General features: G+C 61.5%; 21 protein-coding genes. 9 read left to right on the top strand and 12 right to left on the bottom strand.

The window, feature by feature from the left end; genetic code table 11:
* Positions 1–37: 37 nt before the first annotated feature.
* Genes ACU688_RS27755 through ACU688_RS27770 form a run of 4 tightly spaced genes read left to right on the top strand, consistent with a single transcriptional unit; the run spans position 38 to position 3,582 of the window.
* Positions 38–1,186, top strand: a complete 1,149-nt coding sequence (locus ACU688_RS27755) for an ABC transporter permease (protein ID WP_448187184.1) — start codon at positions 38–40, stop codon at positions 1,184–1,186.
* Positions 1,183–1,986, top strand: a complete 804-nt coding sequence (locus ACU688_RS27760; RefSeq protein WP_124527098.1) for an ABC transporter ATP-binding protein — start codon at positions 1,183–1,185, stop codon at positions 1,984–1,986. Before ACU688_RS27755 ends, ACU688_RS27760 begins: the two co-directional genes overlap by 4 nt.
* 1 nt (position 1,987) lies before the next feature.
* Complete coding sequence (locus ACU688_RS27765) at positions 1,988–2,926, top strand: MlaD family protein (RefSeq protein WP_207045680.1); 939 nt, start codon at positions 1,988–1,990, stop codon at positions 2,924–2,926.
* Positions 2,923–3,582: an ABC-type transport auxiliary lipoprotein family protein gene (locus ACU688_RS27770; protein ID WP_448187185.1), complete on the top strand. Its 660-nt coding sequence runs from the start codon at positions 2,923–2,925 to the stop codon at positions 3,580–3,582. The genes ACU688_RS27765 and ACU688_RS27770 overlap by 4 nt, the downstream gene beginning before the upstream one ends.
* 85 nt (positions 3,583–3,667) lie before the next feature.
* Here the strand turns inward: ACU688_RS27770 and ACU688_RS27775 are convergent, their stop codons facing one another.
* From ACU688_RS27775 to ACU688_RS27795, 5 genes are all read right to left on the bottom strand, one after another.
* Entirely contained in the window at positions 3,668–4,897 is a 1,230-nt protein-coding gene (locus ACU688_RS27775; RefSeq protein WP_017734677.1) for a nucleoside recognition domain-containing protein, read from the bottom strand.
* 97 nt (positions 4,898–4,994) lie between these two features.
* Positions 4,995–6,326, bottom strand: a complete 1,332-nt coding sequence (gene gltP / locus ACU688_RS27780) for a glutamate/aspartate:proton symporter GltP (protein WP_448187186.1) — start codon at positions 6,324–6,326, stop codon at positions 4,995–4,997.
* Positions 6,327–6,888: 562 nt separating this feature from the next.
* On the bottom strand, positions 6,889–7,356 hold the full coding sequence (locus tag ACU688_RS27785) for an inhibitor of vertebrate lysozyme family protein (protein ID WP_448187187.1): 468 nt from the start codon (positions 7,354–7,356) through the stop codon (positions 6,889–6,891).
* A gap of 2 nt (positions 7,357–7,358) precedes the next feature.
* A complete protein-coding gene (locus tag ACU688_RS27790) occupies positions 7,359–7,523 on the bottom strand; it encodes a DUF1328 domain-containing protein (RefSeq protein ID WP_007989444.1) in 165 nt (54 codons plus the stop codon).
* An 80-nt stretch (positions 7,524–7,603) separates the two neighbouring features.
* Positions 7,604–7,888, bottom strand: coding sequence for a hypothetical protein (locus ACU688_RS27795; RefSeq protein WP_448187188.1), 285 nt, complete (start codon positions 7,886–7,888; stop codon positions 7,604–7,606).
* A 377-nt stretch (positions 7,889–8,265) separates the two neighbouring features.
* Between ACU688_RS27795 and algB the strand changes: the two genes are divergently transcribed.
* Both algB and ACU688_RS27805 read left to right on the top strand, forming a co-directional pair.
* Complete coding sequence (gene algB, locus ACU688_RS27800) at positions 8,266–9,612, top strand: sigma-54-dependent response regulator transcription factor AlgB (protein ID WP_017734681.1); 1,347 nt, start codon at positions 8,266–8,268, stop codon at positions 9,610–9,612.
* Between the two features lie 10 nt (positions 9,613–9,622).
* Positions 9,623–11,410: a KinB sensor domain-containing domain gene (locus tag ACU688_RS27805; protein ID WP_448187189.1), complete on the top strand. Its 1,788-nt coding sequence runs from the start codon at positions 9,623–9,625 to the stop codon at positions 11,408–11,410.
* Between the two features lie 164 nt (positions 11,411–11,574).
* On the opposite strand, the gene ACU688_RS27810 is transcribed toward ACU688_RS27805, so the two are convergent.
* From ACU688_RS27810 to ACU688_RS27835, 6 genes are all read right to left on the bottom strand, one after another.
* On the bottom strand, positions 11,575–12,351 hold the full coding sequence (locus tag ACU688_RS27810; protein ID WP_448187190.1) for an N-acetylmuramoyl-L-alanine amidase: 777 nt from the start codon (positions 12,349–12,351) through the stop codon (positions 11,575–11,577).
* Positions 12,352–12,439: 88 nt separating this feature from the next.
* Entirely contained in the window at positions 12,440–14,461 is a 2,022-nt protein-coding gene (locus ACU688_RS27815; RefSeq protein WP_448187191.1) for a GGDEF domain-containing protein, read from the bottom strand.
* On the bottom strand, positions 14,458–15,336 hold the full coding sequence (locus ACU688_RS27820) for an endonuclease/exonuclease/phosphatase family protein (protein WP_448187192.1): 879 nt from the start codon (positions 15,334–15,336) through the stop codon (positions 14,458–14,460). The genes ACU688_RS27815 and ACU688_RS27820 overlap by 4 nt, the downstream gene beginning before the upstream one ends.
* Before the next feature lie 10 nt (positions 15,337–15,346).
* Positions 15,347–15,982, bottom strand: coding sequence for a thiol:disulfide interchange protein DsbA (gene dsbA, locus ACU688_RS27825; RefSeq protein ID WP_017734686.1), 636 nt, complete (start codon positions 15,980–15,982; stop codon positions 15,347–15,349).
* A 168-nt stretch (positions 15,983–16,150) separates the two neighbouring features.
* Positions 16,151–16,762, bottom strand: a complete 612-nt coding sequence (locus ACU688_RS27830) for a c-type cytochrome (RefSeq protein ID WP_448187193.1) — start codon at positions 16,760–16,762, stop codon at positions 16,151–16,153.
* Positions 16,763–16,796: 34 nt separating this feature from the next.
* Positions 16,797–17,099, bottom strand: a complete 303-nt coding sequence (locus tag ACU688_RS27835; protein WP_257781720.1) for a c-type cytochrome — start codon at positions 17,097–17,099, stop codon at positions 16,797–16,799.
* A gap of 192 nt (positions 17,100–17,291) precedes the next feature.
* Between ACU688_RS27835 and yihA the strand changes: the two genes are divergently transcribed.
* Positions 17,292–17,933, top strand: coding sequence for a ribosome biogenesis GTP-binding protein YihA/YsxC (gene yihA / locus ACU688_RS27840; protein ID WP_124527086.1), 642 nt, complete (start codon positions 17,292–17,294; stop codon positions 17,931–17,933).
* A 270-nt stretch (positions 17,934–18,203) separates the two neighbouring features.
* Here the strand turns inward: yihA and polA are convergent, their stop codons facing one another.
* Complete coding sequence (polA, locus tag ACU688_RS27845; protein WP_448187194.1) at positions 18,204–20,981, bottom strand: DNA polymerase I; 2,778 nt, start codon at positions 20,979–20,981, stop codon at positions 18,204–18,206.
* Between the two features lie 74 nt (positions 20,982–21,055).
* On the opposite strand from polA, the gene ACU688_RS27850 reads away from it, so the two are divergent.
* Positions 21,056–21,346: a DUF2782 domain-containing protein gene (locus tag ACU688_RS27850; RefSeq protein ID WP_038851128.1), complete on the top strand. Its 291-nt coding sequence runs from the start codon at positions 21,056–21,058 to the stop codon at positions 21,344–21,346.
* 56 nt (positions 21,347–21,402) lie between these two features.
* The gene (locus tag ACU688_RS27855; protein WP_448187195.1) at positions 21,403–22,356 is read left to right on the top strand and encodes a homoserine kinase; all 954 of its coding nucleotides are present in this window, start codon (positions 21,403–21,405) and stop codon (positions 22,354–22,356) included.
* The last annotated feature ends 154 nt before the right edge of the window (positions 22,357–22,510 follow it).

The raw sequence follows: 22,510 nt of genomic DNA on the forward strand, positions 1-22,510 counted from the left end.
CGTAGGAATTGTGGATAGCCAAACAAGCTCGGAGCTTATGACCAGTAGTACCTCGGCCGGCGCAGCCCATCTCGATACGTCCTCCACGCCTCCGTTACTGCGGATTACGGGAGACTGGACGCTCGCCCACTACGCAGACCTGAAAAAACTGTCGGACACGCTCGACGGCCAATACGACGCCGGCGCCCGCATCGACCTCAACGGCCTCGGTGCCCTGGATACCGCCGGCGCGTCGCTGCTGGTGGAGTTACTGGGCCCGACCCGCATCGAGCAATCCGCCGAGCAGAGCGATTGCAGCCTGTCTGCCGCCGACCGCGCGCTGCTCAAGACCGTCTACCGCTCCCTCAATGATTTTTGTGTGCCCGATAAAGCCCCGGAAGAAGCCACCGGCATCCAGGTGCTGGCGCGTATCGGCCGGGCCGTGGATAAAGTCTGGACCGACAGCAAACAACTGCTGGGCTTTATCGGCCTGATCCTCGAGACCTTCGCCCGGGGGATTTTCCGCCCCAAGCGCTGGCGCATCACGCCGATGGTCGCGCATATCGAACAGACCGGCCTAGACGCCGCGCCCATCGTCGCCCTGCTGACCTTCCTGGTGGGCGCCGTGGTGGCGTTTCTCGGCGCCACGGTGCTCAAGAGCTTTGGCGCGACGATTTTCACCGTGGACCTGGTGGCGTTCTCTTTCCTACGGGAATTCGGCGTATTGCTCACCGCGATCCTGATCGCGGGCCGCACCGCCAGTGCCTTTACCGCACAAATCGGCTCGATGAAGGCCAACGAAGAAATCGACGCGATCCGCACCCTCGGCCTCGACCCGATGGAGCTGCTGGTATTGCCGCGCGTGCTGGCCCTGCTGGTGTCGCTGCCCATGCTGACGTTTTTGGCGATGCTCTCGGGGATTGTCGGCGGTGGCGTGGTGTGTGCCGTGGCGCTGGATATTTCGCCGGCAATGTTTCTCTCGCTGCTCAAATCCGACATCGGCGTGCAGCATTTCCTCGTGGGCATGGTGAAAGCGCCGATCTTCGCCTTCCTGATTGCCGCCATCGGTTGCCTGGAAGGCTTCAAGGTCAGCGGCAGTGCCGAGTCGGTCGGCGCCCACACCACCTCCAGCGTGGTGCAATCGATCTTTGTGGTGATCGTGCTGGATGCGGTCGCCGCGCTGTTCTTCATGGAGATGGGCTGGTGAGTCGCTTACACCGTGCGCCCACTGAGGCGGTGATTGAAGTGCGCGGGCTGTGCAACCGCTTTGGCAGCCAGAGTGTGCACGAGAACCTCGACCTGGATTTGTACAAGGGCGAGATTCTCGCCGTGGTCGGCGGCTCCGGCAGCGGCAAGTCGGTGCTGCTGCGCAGCATCGTCGGCCTGCGCCGGCCCAGCGAAGGCGAGGTGCGGGTGTTCGGCAAGAACCTGCCGAGCCTCTCGGAGCATGAGCGTTCCCTGGTGGAACGGCGCTTCGGCGTGCTGTTCCAGAAGGGCGCGCTGTTCTCCTCGCTGACGGTGACCGAGAACGTCGCGCTGCCATTGATCGAGCACGCCGGCCTCAGCCGCCGCGACGCCGAGCACTTGGCGGCGGTCAAGCTGGCCCTGGCCGGGTTGCCGTTGTCGGCGGCGGACAAATACCCGGCGTCGCTGTCTGGCGGCATGATCAAGCGCGCTGCCCTGGCCCGCGCCTTGGCCCTGGACCCGGACATCCTGTTCCTCGACGAACCCACCGCCGGCCTCGACCCGATTGGCGCGGCGCAATTCGACCAACTGATCCTGACCCTGCGCGATGCGCTGGGCCTGAGCGTGTTCCTGGTCACCCATGACCTGGACACGCTGTACACCATCACCGACCGCGTGGCGGTGCTGGCGCAGAAAAAAGTGCTGGTGGCGGATGCCATCGATGTCGTCTCGGAAACCGACGACGCCTGGATTCACGAATATTTCCACGGCCCCCGTGGCCGTGCGGCATTGGATGCCGCTCAACCGCTCAACGAGGTATGACATGGAAACCCGCGCCCATCATGTGATGATTGGTCTGTTCAGCGTGATCGTCGTGGTCGGCGCGATGCTGTTTGGCCTGTGGCTGGCCAAATCCAGCATCGACAGTGCCTTCCAGGATTACGAAGTGGTGTTCAACGAGGCGGTCAGTGGCCTGTCCCAGGGCAGCTCGGTGCAGTACAGCGGGATCAAGGTGGGCGACGTGATCAGCCTGCGCCTGGACCCCAAGGACCCGCGCCGCGTACTGGCGCGTATCCGCCTGGCCGGGCAGACGCCGATCAAGGAAGACACCCAGGCCAAGCTGGCGCTGACCGGCATCACCGGCACCTCGATCATCCAACTCAGCGGCGGCACGCCACAAAGCCCGGTGCTCAAGGGCAAGGACGGCAACCTGCCGGAAATCATCGCCTCGCCATCGCCCATCGCGCGCCTGCTGAACAACAGCAACGACCTGATGAGCAGCATCAACCTGTTGCTGCATAACGCCAACGCGCTGTTCTCCCGGGAGAACGTCGAGCGCCTGACCAACACCCTGGACAACTTGCAGCAAACCACCGGCGCCATCGCCGACCAGCGCGGTGACATCAAAGTGGTGATGCAGCAACTGATGCAGGTGAGCAAACAGGCCAGCGGCGCCCTGGAGCAAACCACCGTGCTGATGCGCAACGCCAACGGCCTGCTCAACGATCAAGGCAAGCAGGCGTTCAGCAGTGCCGAGCAGGCGATGAAATCCCTGGAAAAAAGCACCGCCACCATCAACACCTTGCTGACCGACAACAAGGACTCGGTGAACAGCGGCATGCAGGGCCTCAACGAACTGGCGCCGGCCGTGCGCGAACTGCGCGAAACCCTCGGCTCGCTGCGCGCCATCTCCCGCCGCCTGGAAGCCAACCCCAGCGGTTACCTGCTGGGCAGTGACAAGAACAAGGAGTTCACGCCATGAAGCGTGCTTATCAACTGATCGTCCCTGTAGCCCTGGCCCTGGTGAGCGCGTGCTCGATCCTGCCCAAGCCTGACCCTTCGGACGTGTACCGCCTGGCGGCAGCACCGGCGGCGACTCAAGGCACGCCAGTCACTTGGTCGCTGCGAGTGGCCAAGCCTCAGTCCAGCGAATTCCTCGACAGCCCGCGCATTGCCGTGGTGCCCAACGGCGACCTGATCAGCAGCTATGCCAACTCGCGCTGGAGCGATCCGTCGCCGGTGCTGTTGCGCAACCGCCTGCTGGATGGCTTCCAGCGCGATGGGCGGGTGACGTTGTTGAGTACCGATGACACCAACCTGCAAGCCGACTATGAACTGGGCGGGCAGTTGCAGGCGTTCCAGAGTGAGTACCGCGGCACTGCGGTGGAGGTGGTGATCCGCCTGGATGCACGACTGGTGCGTGGGAGTGATCAGCGGATTATTGCCAGCCGGCGGTTTGAAGTGCGGCAGCCGGTGGGGGATACCAAGGTGCCGGCGGTGGTGGCTGGGTTTGGCTTGGCCGGGGATCAGTTGAATAAGCAGGTGGTGGAGTGGGTGGTGCAGCAGGGCAATACAGCGCGTGTGGCGAGGGAGCTTGCTCCCGCTGGGGTGCGCAGCAGCCCCAAATCCGGCCAGTGAGTTTTACCTGACACACTTGTGAAACCTTGGGGGGGCCGCTGCGCGGCCCAGCGGGAGCAAGCTCCCTCGCCACAGGGTATGAGCCTCAGCCAAAGAACCAGTAGCACACCGCAATAGCCGCAACGACACCCGCCAACTCCGCCAGCAACGCACAGCCCACGGCATGCCTGGCGCGCTGAATCCCCACCGAACCAAAGTACACCGCCAACACATAGAAGGTGGTCTCGGTACTGCCCTGAATCGTCGCCGCCACCAGCGCCGGGAAGCTGTCTACGCCCTGGGTCTGCATGGTTTCAATCAGCATCGCCCGCGCGGCGCTGCCGGAGAACGGCTTGACCATCGCCGTCGGCAAGGCATCGACAAAGCGTGTGTCCATGCCCGTCCAGGCCACCAGATGGCGAATGCCTTCCAGGCCGAATTCCAACGCCCCCGAGGCGCGCAACACACCGACCGCGCACAGCATCGCCACCAGGTACGGCAGCAGATTCTTGGCCACGTCGAAGCCTTCTTTGGCGCCTTCGACAAACGCCTCGTAGACCTTCACCTTGCGCAACGCGCCGATGATCAGAAACAGCATGATCAAACCAAACAGCGTGAGGTTGCCGAGGATCGACGAGAGACTGGCCAGCGCGGTGGCGGACAGGGTCGCCAGCAGCGCCATGAAGCCACCCAGCACCAGCGCGCCCGGGATCAGGTACGCGAGCACCACCGGGTCCCACAGGCGCAGGCGCTGCATGATCGCCACCGACAGCAGGCCCACCAGGGTCGAGGCACTGGTGGCCAGCAGGATCGGCAGGAACACCAGCGTCGGGTCGGCGGCGCCTTGTTGGGCGCGGTACATGAAGATGGTCACCGGCAACAGCGTCAGCGAGGACGCGTTGAGCACCAGGAACAGGATCTGCGCGTTACTGGCGGTGTTGGGGATCGGGTTGAGTTCCTGCAAGGCCTTCATCGCCTTCAAGCCGATAGGCGTGGCGGCGTTGTCCAGGCCCAGGCCGTTGGCCGCGAAGTTGAGGGTGATCAAACCGATGGCGGGGTGGCCAGCCGGCACTTCCGGCATCAGGCGGCGGAACAGCGGGCCGAGGGCCTTGGCCAGCCAATCGACGATCCCGGCTTTTTCGGCGATGCGCAGAAAACCCAGCCACAAGGTCAGGGTGCCGAACAGCAGCACCATGACTTCCACCGACAGTTTGGCCATGGCGAAAATGCTTTCGACCATTGCCGAAAATATCCCGGCGTTACCGCCCACCAGCCACTGCACCAGCGCTGACACCATTGCCACGACAAAGAAGCCAAGCCACAGGCCATTGAGCATCAGTTAAATCCCCCAAAAGATGGGGCGAATGATAGCGGGGCTGGCAGAAACGACAAACCCCGGATTTCCCGGGGTTTGTCTCACAACGCTCGCGCTATCAGCTGCGAGTCGCCTGGGCGGCCGGAGCCGCGTCCTTGCTGCGCCAGTGCGGCAGGGAATTCCAGTAGCGCTCGCCCTTGGCGTCGTCGTACATGCCTTCCCAACGCGAGATGACCAACACGGCTAGGGCGTTGCCGATCACGTTCAGGGCGGTACGCGCCATGTCCATGATGCGGTCGACACCGGCGATGAATGCCAGGCCTTCCAGCGGGATGCCCACGCTGCCCAGGGTGGCCAACAGCACCACGAAGGACACGCCCGGCACACCGGCGATGCCTTTGGAGGTGACCATCAGGGTCAGTACCAGCATCAATTGCTGGCCGACCGACAGGTCGATGCCATACAGCTGGGCGATAAAGATCGCCGCGATGCTCTGGTACAGGGTCGAACCGTCGAGGTTGAACGAGTAACCGGTCGGCACCACGAAGCTGCAGATGGCCTTCGGCGCGCCGTAGGCTTCCATCTTCTCGATCACGCGCGGCAGCACGGTCTCGGAGCTGGCGGTGGAGTAGGCCAGTACCAGCTCATCCTTGAAGATGCGGATCAGTTTGAGGATCGAGAAGCCAAACAGACGAGCGATCAGGCCCAGCACTGCAAAGGCAAAGAACAGGATGGCGACGTAAACCAGGATCACCAGCTTGGCCAGCGGCAGCAAGGAGGCGAAGCCGAAGTTGGCCACGGTCACCGCGATCAGTGCGAACACGCCGATCGGGGCGTACTTCATGATCATGTGGGTGACTTTGAACATGCTCTCGGACACGCCCTGGAACATGGTCACCAGCGGCTCGCGCAGGTCCGGCTTGAGGCTCGACAGACCGAGGCCGAACAGCACCGAGAAGAAGATGATCGGCAGCATTTCACCACGGGCAACAGCGGCGAAGATGTTCGATGGGATCAGGTTGAGGATGGTCTGGATAAACGCATGCTCGTGCTGCACTTCCGCAGCCGTGGCCTGGTATTTGGAGATATCGACCGTACCCAGGGTACTCATGTCGATGCCCGCACCCGGATGGAACAGGTTGGCCAGCAACAGGCCGACCACGATCGCGATGGTGGTGACGATCTCGAAGTAAAGGATGGTTTTGACGCCGATACGCCCGAGCTTCTTCGCGTCACCGACACCGGCAATGCCGACGATCAGCGAGGAAATCACAATCGGGATCACGATCATCTTGATCAGGCGGATAAAGATATCGCCCGCTGGCTGCAACACATTGCTGATCCACCAGGCTTTTTCAGCACTGAAATGGTTAAGCACTGCGCCGATTGCGATCCCCAACACCAAACCGATGAGGATCTGCCAGGCGAGGCTTAGCTTTGCCTTCTTCATGTCATTACCCTTACTTCAAGTGAACTCAAGGCAAATGCGCCAGCCGCAACGCTCGAAAGCGAAAAAGTGTGAGCATCTGCCCCCATGGAAGGTCACCGCAGCGTGGCCGAAATGGCTTACTGGCAGGCGAAAAAAGGCGCAACTATTCCGATGCAAGGGAGCGACGTCTAATGCCGTAAACGCCTACCCTATGCCGAATCGGCATGGCTTTTTTTCATAATAACTGTCCGAACGGTCAGTTCAAATGCGACAAATCGTCCGCCGAATATGCCGTGAACCTGCCAAAGCCGGCTCGCTCAGAGATTCAGCACGTCTTCGAAGGGTTGGCAGAAATGCCTGGGAATACTGCGGGGGAGTGTCGGAAATGTCCTATGGCGCCGTCGAAATTTTATCGATAGGTGGTCGCCCCGACACACCAAGTAATGGTTGGAATCGGGCAAAACGGAAATTTGCGGCTATGCGCGGCATGAGATGCGGGGAATGAGAGTCACAAGCCCGCCACAAGTTCAGCAAACCGTGGGTTTGTGAACCTGCGACGAGTGACCAGGCCCGTCAAAGGGCCTTAGTACCAATTCGGATCTTTCTTCAACTGCTCCATCAGCAGCTTCTGCATGCCCGCATCCGGTTTACCGATAAAACGGTAATCGGCGTGCCGCGTCGGCGACTTGTCCGCCGGCAAGCCGGCCGGGACTTCTACCAACATCGCGTAGGCATCGTCCTTGTCGAGGCTGAAGGCCACGATCAGACGCTTGTTCAGGCAGGTGTCTGCAGTTTCGCAGAGCGGCCCGACCAAGTACTTGTCGCCGTCTTCTTCCACGGCATTCATTTGTTCAGCCGTACCCGACAGGTTCATCACCCATTCCGGCAGGCGCTCTTCTTTCTTCACCACGCCTTGCCAGGTCTGGCGGTATTGCGGGTCCGCACTGAGCAACTCGTTGGCGCGTGATTGGCCGTCGTTGGCGGCCATCACCAAGCCGCTGCCGCCCAGCAGGGCGGCGGCAACCAGGGCTTTAAGGGACAAAGAGGTCATATTCAGCCTCGGCCACGACGACCAAAGAAGAACGAAGCGACAAACATCACCAGGAAGACCACAAACAGAATCTTGGCGATCCCCGTAGCGGTGCCCGCGATACCACCGAAGCCCAGGACTGCAGCCACAATGGCGATGATCAGAAATGTGATTGCCCAACTCAACATGGTGATTCTCCTTACGCTTTCTAAAGGGGTAACAACGGTAGTGCCGTACGGCCGCTCGGGTGAGCGAGCGCTTTTCTTGCCTAGAACACCCAACGCTCTTGGGTCGGAAGCTCGCCCAGGGTGGAATCCTGGTCGGCGACTCTCAATTGCGGGGCGGTTACCTCGGCAGCCACGCTGCCAACGGAACGGAAGTGGGTCTGGGTCTTCACGGAATGCTCGAATTGCGGGACTTGTTGCTGACTCTGCTGCCAATGCTGCATCTGCTGCCCGCCAATCAACGTGACCATCAGGGCCAGGCTGGCGAACAGGCCTTGCTGCAAGCGCAGTGGCGATACATGCAATTGGCTGAGGCGTTGGCGAGTCATGCTGTGGTGCTCCCGCATTCTGATTATTCGTTGAGAGGGATATTGCAGGGTGCATGCCAGCTTTTTTACAAAATAAAACTCAATAAAATCAGCAACTTGAGAGCGCGACAGAACTGAAGAGCCCAGCATCCTGCACGATGCCGCCCTGGGAGCCGTGCGAAATGCACGATCACCAGCGGTCGGATCAAGGGATAGAAAACAAGGGATGGGTTGCCGAAGTGGCAAGACGGCATGAAAACGCCATCAGACGGGGCTTTGTAGGAGTACATGCAGATACCTGCACGACATCTCCTATTATCGATCAGAATAAACCATGCAACTTGCCCGATTATTCCGGGACTAATCACCATCATTCATAGTTAAGGAGCGCGGCACAGATGGAATCAGCCAAGGAACTTCAAGGCCGCATTCTTTTGGTGGACGACGAGTCCGCTATCCTGCGCACCTTCCGGTACTGCCTGGAAGATGAAGGCTACACCGTGGCCACCGCCAACAGCGCCGCCCAGGCCGATGCGCTGATGCAACGCCAGGTGTTCGACCTGTGCTTCCTCGACCTGCGCCTGGGCGAAGACAACGGCCTCGATGTACTGGCGCAAATGCGTATCCAGGCGCCGTGGATGCGCGTGGTGATTGTCACCGCGCATTCCGCCGTGGATACCGCCGTGGATGCGATCCAGGCCGGCGCCGCCGACTACCTGGTCAAACCCTGCAGCCCGGACCAATTGCGTCTGGCCACTGCCAAGCAGCTGGAAGTACGCCAACTGTCTGCCCGCCTGGAAGCGCTGGAAGGCGCAGTGCGCCAGCCCAAAGACGGCCTCGACTCCCACAGCCCGGCCATGATGGTGGTGCTGGAAACCGCGCGCCAAGTGGCCGGGACCGACGCCAACATCTTGATCCTCGGCGAGTCGGGTACCGGTAAAGGCGAACTGGCCCGGGCCATCCACGGCTGGAGCAAACGCGCGAAGAAATCCTGCGTGACCATCAACTGCCCATCGCTGACCGCAGAACTGATGGAAAGCGAATTGTTCGGCCACAGCCGCGGCGCGTTCACCGGCGCCAGCGAAAGCACCTTGGGCCGAGTCAACCAGGCCGACGGCGGCACGCTGTTTCTTGACGAGATCGGCGACTTTCCCCTCACCTTGCAGCCCAAGTTGTTGCGATTCATCCAGGACAAGGAATACGAGCGCGTGGGCGACCCGGTCACCCGCCGCGCCGATGTGCGCATCCTCGCCGCTACCAACCTGAACCTAGAAGACATGGTGCGCGACGGCCGCTTCCGTGAAGACTTGCTGTACCGCCTCAACGTCATCACCTTGCACCTGCCGCCACTGCGCGAACGTAGCGAAGACATCCTGACCCTGGCCGACCGCTTCCTGGCGCGCTTCGTCAAGGAATACGCACGGCCGGCGCGCGGCTTCAGCGATGAAGCCCGCGAGGCGCTGCTCAACTATCGCTGGCCGGGCAATATCCGCGAACTGCGCAACGTGGTGGAACGCGCGAGCATTATCTGCCCGCAAGAGAAGGTGGAAATCAGCCACCTCGGCATGGCCGAGCAACCGACCCACAACGCCCCGCGTATCGGCGCGGCGCTGAGCCTGGACGAGCTGGAGAAAGCCCATATCGGCGCCGTGCTGGCCACCGCCGACACCCTCGACCAGGCGGCTCGCACCCTCGGTATTGACGCCTCGACCCTGTACCGCAAACGCAAACAGTACAACCTGTGAGCTGCACCTTATGAAGTTAGCGATGAAGCTGCGGACTCGCTTGTTCCTGAGTATCTCAGCGCTGATCACCGTCGCCCTGCTGGGCCTGATCCTGGGCCTGGTCAGCGTCATGCAAATGGCCAAGACCCAGGAGTCGCTGATTCGCAGCAACTTCATCACCCTGGACCTGGGCCTCAAGCTGCGCCAGAGCCTGGGCGACCAACTGATGATGATGTTGGAGCAGCGCCCCGACCCTGCGGCACTGCAAGCGTCGAAGCAGCACTACTTCGACCTGCTGGACCAGGGCATCGCCCATGAACAGCGCGACGGTCATGGCACCGGCTTCAGCCAGGCTCGGGGCGAGTACCAGAACCTGCTGGACGCGTTTGACCAATCCCAGCAGGCCTCGCCACCGCCAGGTACCAAGGACAAGCTCACCGACACCTTCAACGTGCTGCGCAACGGCCTGATCGCCGAACACAAGCAGGCTTTGGAAAACATCAGCACCAGCGAACACAAATCCCGCGAACGCGCCTTGCTCATCGCCGGTTTGCTCGGCCTTGTGGGCCTGGCGGTGCTGATCATCGGCTTTGTCACCGCCCATGGCATCGCCCGGCGATTTGGCGGGCCTATCGAGGCGCTGGCCAAAGCGGCGGACAAGATCGGCCAGGGCGATTTCGAGGTGACGCTGCCGATCTCGTCAGCAGCGGAGATGAATCAACTGACACGGCGCTTCGGCATCATGGCCGAGGCGCTGCGCCAGCATCAGGCAACCAATATCGATGAGCTGCTCGCCGGCCAGCAACGCCTGCAAGCCGTGCTCGACAGCATCGATGATGGCCTACTGATGATCGACCGCCAAGGTCGCCTGGAGCACCTCAACCCAGTGGCACAGCGCCAGTTGGGCTGGGACGAGGAACGCCTCGGCCAGGGCTTGGGCGAAGCCTTGCTGCGCCCCGAACTGGATGAGCAACTGCAACTGGTGCTGCGCGGCGGCAACCTGGAGCGCGCGCCGGAAGACCTGGAAGTGGAAGTCGAAGGTGAACTGCGCCTGCTGACCTACAGCCTCACGCCAGTGAGCCATACCGAGGGGCACATTCTCGGCGCGGTGATGGTGCTGCATGACGTCACCGAACAACGCGCTTTTGAACGGGTACGCAGTGAGTTCGTGCTGCGTGCTTCCCATGAACTGCGCACGCCGGTGACCGGCATGCACATGGCGTTCGGCCTGTTTCGCGAGCGCGCGAAGTTTCCAGCGGAATCGCGCGAAGCGGACCTGCTGGATACGGTCAATGAAGAAATGCAGCGCCTGATGCAGTTGATCAACGACTTGCTCAACTTCTCGCGCTACCAGAACGGCCTGCAAAAACTCACCTTGGGGCCATGTGACGTGAACGATCTGCTGGAGCACGCGCGTGCGCGCTTCGCCGAACCGGCCAAGGCGCAGAACATCGAACTGCTGATAGAAGCACAAGCCGAGTTGCCACGCCTGTACGCCGACCAGCCGCAACTGGAGCGTGTACTCGACAACCTGCTGGCCAACGCCCTGCGCCATACCGCTGAAGGCGGGCAGATTCGCCTGCAGGCGCGGCGGCATGGGGAGCGGGTGATTGTCAGCGTCGAGGACAACGGTGAAGGCATTGCCTATGGCCAGCAAGGGCGCATTTTCGAACCGTTCGTCCAGGTGGGCCGCAAGAAAGGCGGCGCCGGCCTGGGGTTGGCGCTGTGCAAGGAGATCGTGCAACTGCACGGGGGCCGCATGGGCGTGTATTCGCGGCCTGGGCAGGGGACGCAGTTCTATATGGCGCTGCCGCTGTAGTAGAGCACTAGCGATACCTGTGGCGAGGGAGCTTGCTCCCGCTGGCCTGCGCAGCAGGCCCATTTTTGGGGGCGCTTCGCACCCCAGCGGGAGCAAGCTCCCTCGCCACAACAAGCGCCCTGACTACAACACCCCCTCACCACAGCAAGCTCGCCTGCCACAGATCAGCGGCGGTTCAACGCCCGCAGGATCGCCGCACTCTCGGCATCGGGCGTGCCATCAAACAGCGAAGGCCGGAAGTGCATCTGGAACGCTGCAATCACATGGCGTGTAGCCACATCCAGCTCGCCGGTCTGCGGCGTCTGGTAGCCCAGGCGGGCCAACTCTTCCTGGAACCAGGTAATGCTCGGCAGGTCAGCGGCGTATTGCACCTGGAACCGCGCCACCGCCTGGGCGTCTGGCCACACTCCCAGGCCTTCATCGGCCAAACGCTTCCACGGAAACAACGGGCCCGGGTCCAGCTTGCGCAGCGGCGCTATATCGCTATGGCCAATGATGTTCTTCGGGTCGATGCCATTGCGCTTGCTGATGTCCTTGAGCAACACCACCAGCGATTTCACCTGCGCTTCGGAATACGGATACCACACGCGGCCCGTCGGCGTGTCGCGATAACCTGGGTTGACGATTTCGATGCCGATGGAGCTGGAGTTGAGCCAGGTGCGGCCCATCCACTCGCTTTCCCCGGCGTGCCAGGCGCGCTGGCTCTCATCCACCAGCTTGTAGATCTTGCCTGAGGCGTCGTCGCCGATCAGGTAGTGGCTGCTGACCTGGCCGTGGGTCAGCAGCGCCAGCGAGCGCTCAAGGTCGGTGGAGGTGTAATGGACGATCACGAACTGCACGCGGTTGTCGTGGTTCGCCGAGGGGTGGCTGGTGTCCAGGCGCGGACCGCTGGCGCAACCCGCGAGCAGAAGAAACACAAAGGCAATGGATAAGGTTTTCATGACAGAAGGCAGTACGCTGAAGACGATAATGCAACAGTGTAACGTACCGATTGTGACGCGGCGCTCAAATCACAAAATGGAACATCTTTTACGCCGCCTGCACGCGGTTGCGTCCCGCCGCCTTGGCCCGGTACAACGCCGCATCGGCGCGTTTGAGCGCCAGGTCGCTGCGCTCGCCCGGCTGAAACTGCGCCACGCCCATGGACACGGTGACCGTCACCGGCTCGCCTTTGAAGTGGAACGGACACGCCTCGATGGCCGCGCGCAGCACCTCGCCCACTGCCAGCGCATCCGCCAGGGATGAGTTGGGCATCAACAAGACAAACTCTTCGCCGCCAAAACGTGCGATGAAATCGGTCGAACGCAGGCGCTTGCGCAGGACGTTGGCGATGATTTTCAACACCTTGTCGCCCGCCAAATGGCCGTAGCCGTCGTTGATCCGCTTGAAGTGGTCCAGGTCGAGCATCGCCAGCGACAGGCTGTTGCCGCGTTGGTGCCAGGCATTGACCTCATGGTCCAGGCGTTCACTCCAGGCCGCGCGGTTGGGCAACCCGGTAAGCGGGTCGAGCAGGGCTTTCTGGCGCTGCACCTCCAGGTGCTCGCGATAGCCCTGGGCTTCCTGTTCCATGTTCGCCACGCGCTCGGCCAAGCCTTTCAAGCGCGCCGCGACTTCCTGCTCTCGCTGGTCGCGCTGCTGCTGGTGCTGGTCCATGGTGCCGAGCAGGCCTTCCAGATGGCTTTCCAGTACGTGCTTGAGGCTGTCCAGGTCAGCCGCCTCCTGCACACTGCTTTGCAGGCCATCGACTTGCTCACGGATCTGCGTATCCAGCTCGCGGGCTGCGTCACGGCTGTCGGCATGCCCATCGCTGGCCACTTGCAGATGGCCCTGGAACGCTTCGAGGCGCTCGTTGAGCTGCTTGAGATAGGCCTCGAACTCGTGCTGGCCGCTGTCAGTGATCGCCAGCATCAATACCGCCAGATCATCAAGGATCGGCAGCAGTTCGTACCAGTTCAAGCCGTGGGCCAGGCGCTCGCGCATCGCCTCGGCCTGTGGCCGGTGACGTTCGGGCAGCGACAGGTCTTCGAGCAGGCCGAGCAGGGTGTCTTCGATGTGCTTGGCCACGGAGCTGTAGGACGGCTCCGGCGAATCGGGCAGGGCGTAGATGCCCTCTGATTGCAGCTCGTCGGGATCGGCGCGTTCGAGTACCGGCGGCAATGACAGGCTGCCGATGACGGTTTGCTCGGGCGCCTCGACCGGCACTGGCGGCGCTTCGACAAAGGTGGCGAGTGCGCTTTCGGCGGTGGGCGCTTCGGCCTGCGGCGCGGGCTCTGACGCAGCAGCAGGCGCTGCTATGTGGACCTGCGCGTCAACTGCAACCGCTGGCTTGGCGACTTCTACCGCCGGGGCGGGAGTCGCCGGGGCGGCCTCGATTTGCGGCAGTGGCGCGAAAGCCCGCAGTGCCTCGGACAACTCTTCAGATTGCGCGGGCTCTTCGGGCACAGGCTCGGGCGCCGCTTTTGGGGTAGAAGGCGCAGCAGGAACCGCCGCCTGCTCGCTCACCGTCACCTCGTTGGCGACGTCCTTGCCACCAAACAAGCGTTGCAACAGCCCGGGCCCAGGACGCGGGGTTTCGCCATCCGGCTCCAGGTTATCCAGCGCCTGCCCTTGCAGGCTGCTCAACTCACTGAGCAGCAGCGGGATCTCGCGCGCCTGGCCCACTCGGCTGTCCAATTGCTTGGCGAAGGTTTTCAGCGGACGCGCGACTTCACGGGGCAACGGCAGTTTTTGCAGCTGCGCGACCAGCGCCGTCAGCGCGGTGCTGATCTGCTCGACCCGGGTTTCGCGGCGCTGCTCGGAATCCAGCACAGCCTTTTCCAGGCGCGGCAGCAGGGCGGCGAGGGCGGCGTCCATGTCGTCCGTGCGCACTACATCGCGCATTTCCTTCATGCATTGGTCGACCGCGCGGTCGGTGCCTTCAGCCGCCAGCGTGCTGCGCACCAGCCCGCGACGCAGCAGGTCGAGACGGGCGGCCCAACGGCGTTCGAGCTTTTCTTGTTGCTCGATGCTTAACAGATATTTTTCTTTCCAGCGCTGGGCGTCGTCGCTCATGCAAGGGGTCCGCGGGTGCCTGGGCTCAACGCGGGCAATGCATCGGCCGTGAGCGAACCCGGCAGGCGAATCTCTACCGCGACCGGCAAGTGGTCGGAAATGGGCTGCGCCAGTACCTGCACGCTTTCGAGCGTGAGGGTCGGGCTCAGCAGGATATGGTCCAGGCAGCGCTGCGGGCGCCAGCTGGGAAACGTGGCTTCGACTTGCGGCGCCAGTAACCCGAGGTCCCGCAGCGGGGAATTGTTCAGCAGGTCGCTGGCGTGGGTGTTCATGTCACCCATCAGCACCTGGTGTTTGTAATTGCCGATCAGCTCGCGGATGTAGGCCAGTTGCATCGTGCGGGTGCGGGCACCCAACGCCAGATGCATCATCACCACCACCAGGGCTTCAGGGCCTTCGCCAAATCTCACGAGGATCGCGCCTCGACCCTTGGGGCCGGGTAGCGGGTGATCTTCGATCGCCCATGGCTTCAAGCGGCTGAGCACACCATTGCTGTGCTGGCCCAGGCGCCCGAGGTTGCGGTTGAGCTGCTGGTACCAGTAGGGGAAGGCCCCAAGCTGGGCCAGGTGTTCGACTTGATTGACGTAACCGGAGCGGATGCTGCCGCCGTCGGCTTCCTGCAAGGCGACCAGGTCGAAGTCGTTCAGCAGGTTGCCGATTTTCTGTAGGTTACCGGCGCGGCCATTGTGGGGCAGCAGGTGCTGCCAGCCACGGGTGAGGTAGTGCCGGTACTTCTCGGTACTGATGCCCACCTGGATATTGAAGCTGAGCAGGCGCAACCGGCTGTCGGCCGGCAGGCCCGTGGATTCCAGGTGGTGCTCGTTGACCTGCGGATCATGCAGGCCAACCACACGTTCAGTCCCCCAGCGGCGCATGGCGGGCCCCTTACTTGGCTGCGCGCTCTTTGGCGATCAGTTGGTCGGCGACGTTCAAGACAGCTTCAGGACCACCGGCAGTACCCAGGTCAAAACGGTATTTGCCGTTGACGATCAGGGTCGGTACGCCTTGCACGCCATACTTCTGCGCCAGTTCCTTGGCCTGCTTGATCTGGCCCTGGATGGCGAAGGAGTTGAAGGTGGCCAGGAACTTGTCCTTGTCCACGCCTTGGGTGGCGACGAAGTCAGCCATTTCGTCCGGCTTGGTCAGGCGCTTGCCTTGTTTCTGGATCGCGTCGAAGACCGCGTTGTGGACCTTGTGCTCTACACCCATGGCTTCCAGGGTCAGGAACAGTTGGCCGTGGGCATCCCAAGGGCCGCCGAACATGGCCGGGATACGCTTGAAGTTAACGTCGGACGGGAGTTTTTCAGCCCATGGGTTGATGGTCGGCTCAAAGGCGTAGCAATGCGGGCAGCCGTACCAGAACAGCTCCACCACTTCGATCTTGCCAGGCACCGAAACCGGTACAGGATTGGTCAATTCAACATAGGTTTTACCGGCTTCAAGCGGCACGTCGGCAGCTTGTGCGGTCATGCCGAAGAGGCTGGCAGTGACGAGAGCGGCGCTGAGGATCAGATTACGCATGCTTTACTCCTGGACAAATAAAGTCGCCTCACGCGACCTTTGTTGTGACAGGTCTACGCGGGCATGAGTTCGTTAGTGTAACGGCACCGGCCACAAAAAAGGGCGGCCTAAGCCACCCTTTTTATGCTTGCATCGACGGATTAATCGAGCGTTAACGTTGCGTGCAGCTTAGTGCAGGCCCTGGATGTAGCTGGAGACCGCCGCAATGTCTTCATCGCTGAGTTTGCGGGCGATGGTGCGCATGATTGCGGCGTCGCCATCGTTCGCTCGCCCTGCTTCTTCCTTGCGGAAGTCGGTCAACTGCTTGGCGATGTACGTGGCGTGCTGGCCGCTCAAGTGCGGGAAGCCTGCGGCAGCGATACCGGCGCCATTTGGCGAATGGCAGCCGATGCAGGAAGGCAGGCCTTTTTCCAGGTCGCCGCCACGGAACAGCTTCTCGCCACGGGCGACCAGTTTCGGATCAGCAGCTCCCACGCTGCCCTTCTGGCTGGCAAAATACGCCGCGATGTCTGAGAGGTCCTGATCGCTGAGGTTGGTCAGCAAGCCGGTCATTTCCAGCACCGTGCGCTTGCCATCCTTGATGTCGTGCATCTGCTTGGTCAGGTAGCGTTCACCCTGGCCGGCCAGTTTGGGGAAGTTCGGCGCCGGGCTGTTGCCATCCGGTCCATGGCAAGCACCACACACGGCGGCTTTCGCCTGGCCCGCTGTAGCGTCGCCTGCAGCATGGGCAACACCGGTGATGCCCAGGGTCAACAGCAGACTCACGATCAGTTTGTTCATCAGCTAATCCAACTACGGCTAAGGGGTTTAAGAGTTATCTACCGGGTTTACTCACCATCAACTGAATGACGGCCTGGTAATCCTCAGTACTGCAGTCCATGCACAAACCACGCGGCGGCATTGCCTTGAAACCCTGGGTCACGTGTTGCACCAGCGTGTCCATGCCCTGCGCCAGTCTTGGCGCCCAGGCTGCCTGGTCACCCCGTTTGGGGGCGCTGGGCAACTGGCCAGCATGGCAAGCCACGCAAACTCGGTTGTACACCGCTTCCGGTTCCTGTGTAGCCTGAGCGCCATAAAGCGGAATCAGGACACCCAAAGCGAGCAACCATCGGGTCATACATCGACCTTTTCAGGGTTTGAGAGCGTTTTGCGTTCTAATGCGCAATAAAGGTCTTTCGCTCCCGTGAACCTCATCCTTCGCTGGGACAAAGCACACACAAAATCTGCGGCATTATATACTGGCGCTACTGAAACGGAAACGACACCGCTTGCCGCACCCTTTCTCGGCACCGCCCACATCGGAAATCTCATGCAACTCAAGAACCCCATCCTCGGCCTGTGCCAACAGTCCACGTTCATGCTCAGCGCCGCCAAAGTTGACCAATGCCCTGATGACGAAGGCTTTGAAGTCGCCTTTGCCGGCCGTTCCAACGCCGGCAAGTCCAGCGCGCTGAACACCCTGACCCACGCCAGCCTGGCACGCACCTCGAAAACCCCGGGCCGCACGCAACTGCTCAATTTCTTCAAGCTAGACGAAGATCGGCGTCTGGTCGACCTGCCGGGCTACGGTTACGCGAAAGTACCTATCCCGTTGAAGCTGCACTGGCAGCGTCACTTGGAGGCTTACCTGGGTGGCCGAGAGAGCCTGAAGGGTTTGATCCTGATGATGGACATCCGTCATCCAATGACCGACTTCGACCTGTTGATGCTCGACTGGGCGGTCGCCAGCGGCATGCCGATGCATATCCTGCTGACCAAGGCCGACAAGCTGACCTACGGCGCAGCCAAGAACACCCTGCTCAAAGTGCAGGCGGAAATCCGTAAAGGTTGGGGTGACGCGATTACTATCCAGCTGTTCTCGGCGCCCAAGCGCCTGGGCCTGGAAGAGGCTTACACCGTGCTGGCCGACTGGATGGAATTGGCCGACAAGGGCGCGGAAATCGCCGAGTAACTTTTCTGCGGGCAAAAAAAACCCCGGACTTCGTATGGGGAGGGGAAGTTCGGGGTTCAAGTTCTGGACCGCTAGGGCGGGGTCCAGATATCTGCCAACACTTAACACAACATAGGAGCATTGAAGGGCTTCACCACCCATTCAGTAACTCTGAGTAGCCGTTCACGGGTTAAGTTCCGGCAGGTGCAAAAAACTATTGGAAATAACTGACGGCGTTATCTGATCTAAAGCACTCTGCCACCACCCTGCGGTGGCGGCAAAGCCCCGGAATCAGTGCGCTTCGTCCCAATTATTGCCCACGCCCACTTCCACCAGCAGCGGTACATCCAGCTGCGCCGCAGCACTCATGTGCTCGCGAATTTTCTCGCTGACTTCGGCGACCAGGTCCTCACGCACCTCCAGCACCAGTTCATCGTGTACCTGCAGGATCACCTTGGCATCCAGGTCCGAATCGGCCAGCCAGTTGTCCACCCGTACCATGGCTTTCTTGATGATGTCTGCGGCGGTGCCCTGCATCGGCGCGTTGATCGCGGTGCGTTCTGCCGCCGCGCGCTCCTGCGGCTTGTTGGAGTTGATATCCGGCAAGTACAGGCGACGGCCGAAGAAGGTCTCGACATAACCTTGATCCGCCGCCTGGGCGCGGGTGCGCTCCATGTACTCGCGAACCCCGGGGTAGCGGGCGAAGTACACATCGATATACGCCTTGGCCGTCTTTGTATCGACGCCAATATCCTTGCCCAGCTTCTGCGCGCCCATGCCGTAGATCAGACCGAAGTTGATCGCCTTGGCGCTGCGGCGCTGATCCGTGGTGACCTCATCCAGCTCAACCTTGAACACCTCGGCCGCCGTCGCCGTGTGTACGTCCAGATTGTCGCGGAAGGCGTTCATCAAGCCTTCGTCCTTGGACAGGTGCGCCATGATCCGCAGTTCGATCTGCGAATAGTCCGCTGCCAGCAGCTTGTAGCCTTTTGGCGCTACAAACGCCTGACGAATCCGACGCCCTTCCGCGGTGCGCACTGGAATGTTCTGCAGGTTCGGATCACTGGACGACAAACGCCCAGTCGCCGCCACGGCCTGGTGATAGGACGTGTGGATTCGCCCAGTGCGCGGGTTGATCTGCTCCGGCAAGCGGTCGGTGTAGGTGCTTTTCAACTTGCTCATGCTGCGGTACTGCATCAGCACCTTGGGCAGCGGATAGTCATCTTCGGCCAACTTGGCCAGCACTTCCTCAGCGGTAGACGCCTGGCCCTTGCCGGTCTTCTTCAGCACCGGCAGGCCGAGTTTCTCGTAGAGGATCGCACCGAGCTGCTTGGGCGAGCCGAGGTTGAACTCCTCGCCGGCAATCTCGTAGGCCTGGCGCTCCAGCTCGACCATCTTGTCGCCCAGCTCGATGCTCTGCACGCCCAGCAGGACTGCATCCACCAACGCGCCTTGGCGCTCGATACGTGCCAGCACGGGTACCAACGGCATCTCGATGTCGGTCAACACGCTGGCCAGGCTCGGGATGGCCGTCAGTTGTGCATGCAGTTCCTGATGCAGGCGCAGGGTTACGTCTGCATCTTCAGCCGCGTAAGGACCTGCCTGTTCGAGAGGGATCTGGTCGAACGTCAGCTGCTTGGCGCCTTTGCCGGCGATGTCCTGGAAGCTGACGGTGTCGTAGTCCAGGTACTTCTTGGCCAGGCTGTCCATGTCGTGCCGGGTCGCGGTGGAATTGAGCACGTAGGATTCAAGCATGGTGTCGAAGGCGATGCCCCGCACGCTTATGCCGTGGGCCGGGTCGCCGCCGATGGCGCAGTTGGCCAGGATATTCATGTCGAACTTGGCGTGCTGGCCAACCTTGAGCTTTGTTGGGTCTTCCAGCAGCGGCTTCAGGGCCAGCAGTACGGTGTCGCGATCCAACTGCTCCGGCACGCCGATGTAGGAGTGGGTCAGCGGGATGTAGGCCGCTTCATGGGACTGAATGGCGAAAGAAAGCCCAACCAACTGCGCCTGCTGGGCGTCGATGCCGGTGGTTTCGGTATCAAAGGCGAACAACTTTGCGTCATTGAGCTTTTTCAGCCAGACATCGAACGTCGCCTGGTCGAGGATGGTGGTGTAGGCAGCTTCCACGGGCGCTGCGGCTTCAACGGCTTCTTCGGCAACCGGTGCGGCCTTGAGCTCGACACGCTTGGCATCACGCTGAATGTCGTCATACCAGCTCTTGAACTCCAACAGCGTGTACAGCTCCAGCAGCTTTTCGCGGTCCGGCTCGTTCAGGTGCAGGTCATCCAGGCCTACGTCCAGCGGCACATCGCATTTGATCGTCGCCAATTGGTAGGAAAGAAACGCCATCTCCTTGTGCTCTTCGAGCTTGGCCGGCAGCGTCTTGGCGCCACGGATAGGCAAGGTCGGCACAATGTCCAACTGCTCATACAGCTCTTTGATCCCGCCATTCACGCCAACCAGCAAACCGGAAGCCGTCTTCGGCCCAATGCCCGGAACGCCTGGGATGTTGTCGGACGAATCGCCCATCAACGCCAGGTAATCGATGATCTGCTCGGGAGCGACGCCAAATTTCTCTTTTACGCCGTCGATATCCATCGAACTACCGGTCATGGTGTTGACCAAGGTAATGTGCCCATCGACCAGTTGCGCCATGTCCTTGTCACCGGTGGAGATCACCACCGGGCGGTTGGCCGCCGCGCTGCTGCGGGCCAGGGTGCCGATCACGTCATCGGCCTCGACGCCTTCGACGCACAGCAACGGGAAGCCCAGGGCGATCACGCTCTGGTGCAGCGGCTCGATTTGCACACGCATGTCATCGGGCATGCTCGGGCGGTTGGCCTTGTATTCGGCGTACATGTCGTCGCGAAAGGTCCCACCCTTGGCGTCGAACACCACCGCGAACGGGCTGCCCGGATACTGCTTGCGCAGGCTCTTGAGCATGTTCAACACGCCCTTGACCGCACCGGTCGGCAGGCCTTTGGAGGTGGTCAGCGGTGGCAACGCGTGGAAGGCGCGGTACAGATAAGAAGAACCGTCCACCAGGACGAGGGGGGCTTGGCTCATGAGCAGGATCAACCTTTTCGGCGGGTCAGGCGCTAGAATAGCCGGACCAATGACGACAAAGGGACAAGGTTATCATGCGTACATTCAATCGCCTGCTGTTCACTGGCTTGATTGCACTCGCTCCGATGGCTGCCATGGCGGCAGACAGTGCGCCTGGGGGTGATCCGGAAGTTACCATTCGCACGGAAGGCGACAAGACCATCCAGGAATACCGCCAAAATGGTTTCCTGTACGCGATCAAGGTCACGCCCAAGGGCGCACCACCGTATTTCCTGGTGCGCGCGGACGGTACCGATGCGAACTTCATCCGCTCTGACCAGCCGGATATGCTGATCCCGTCATGGAAGATTTTCGAATGGAAATGATTTCTTAACTTAAATTGGCGCCGCGCCCTGCGGCGCCCGTACTGGCAGTTTTAACCATGTCTGTGTTCACCCCCCTGGCTCGGCCCGAGCTGGAAACCTTTCTCGCCCCTTACGGGCTCGGCCGCCTGCTTGATTTCCAGGGAATTGCCGCCGGTAGCGAAAACACCAATTTCTTTATCAGCCTGGAACAGGGCGAGTTTGTCCTGACCCTGGTTGAACGCGGCCCCGTCGCCGAAATGCCGTTCTTCATCGAACTGCTCGACGTGCTCCACGACGCCGACCTGCCCGTGCCCTACGCCTTGCGCACCACCGACGGCCAGGCCCTGCGCGAGCTGAAAGGCAAACCGGCGCTGCTGCAACCGCGCCTGGCCGGCAAGCACGTCAAGGACGCCAACGCCCAGCACTGCGCCCAGGTCGGCGAATTGCTCGGCCACCTGCACCTGGCGACACAAGGCGACAAAGTACTGGAACGCAAGACCGATCGCGGCCTGGATTGGATGCTCAGTGAAGGTGCGCAGCTTATTTCGCACCTGGAAGCAGCGCCGCAGCGCCTGCTGCAAGACGCGCTGGACGAGATCGAAGCCCACAAGGCGCAGATCCTCGCGCTGCCGCGCGCGAACATTCACGCGGACCTGTTCCGCGATAACGCGATGTTCGAAGGCACGCACCTGACAGGCCTGATCGACTTCTACAACGCCTGCTCCGGCCCGATGCTGTACGACGTGGCGATCGCCCTGAATGACTGGTGCTCGGACGAGAACGGCGTGATCGACGGCCAACGCGCCCGCGCATTGCTCGGTGCCTATGCAGGGCTGCGTCCGTTCACCGCCAAGGAGGCCGAATTGTGGCCGACGATGCTGCGGGTGGCGTGTGTGCGGTTCTGGCTGTCACGCCTGATCGCGGCTGAGTCGTTTGCCGGGCAGGATGTGTTGATTCACGACCCGGCGGAGTTCGAACACCGCTTGGCGCAACGCCAGCAGGTCACGATCCAACTGCCGTTCGCGCTCTAAAGGCTCAACTCGGTCAATGTGGGAGCGGGCTTGAACTGGCCTAATGAATTTGGACACATCAATAGGGCGCTATGATGGCGCCCAAACCTGAGGTGTGCAGATGATGCGAAAGTCCTATTCCAGCGAGTTCAAGCTCAATGCCGCAAGCATGGTG

Source organism: Pseudomonas acericola (SeqCode), assembly GCF_053456465.1.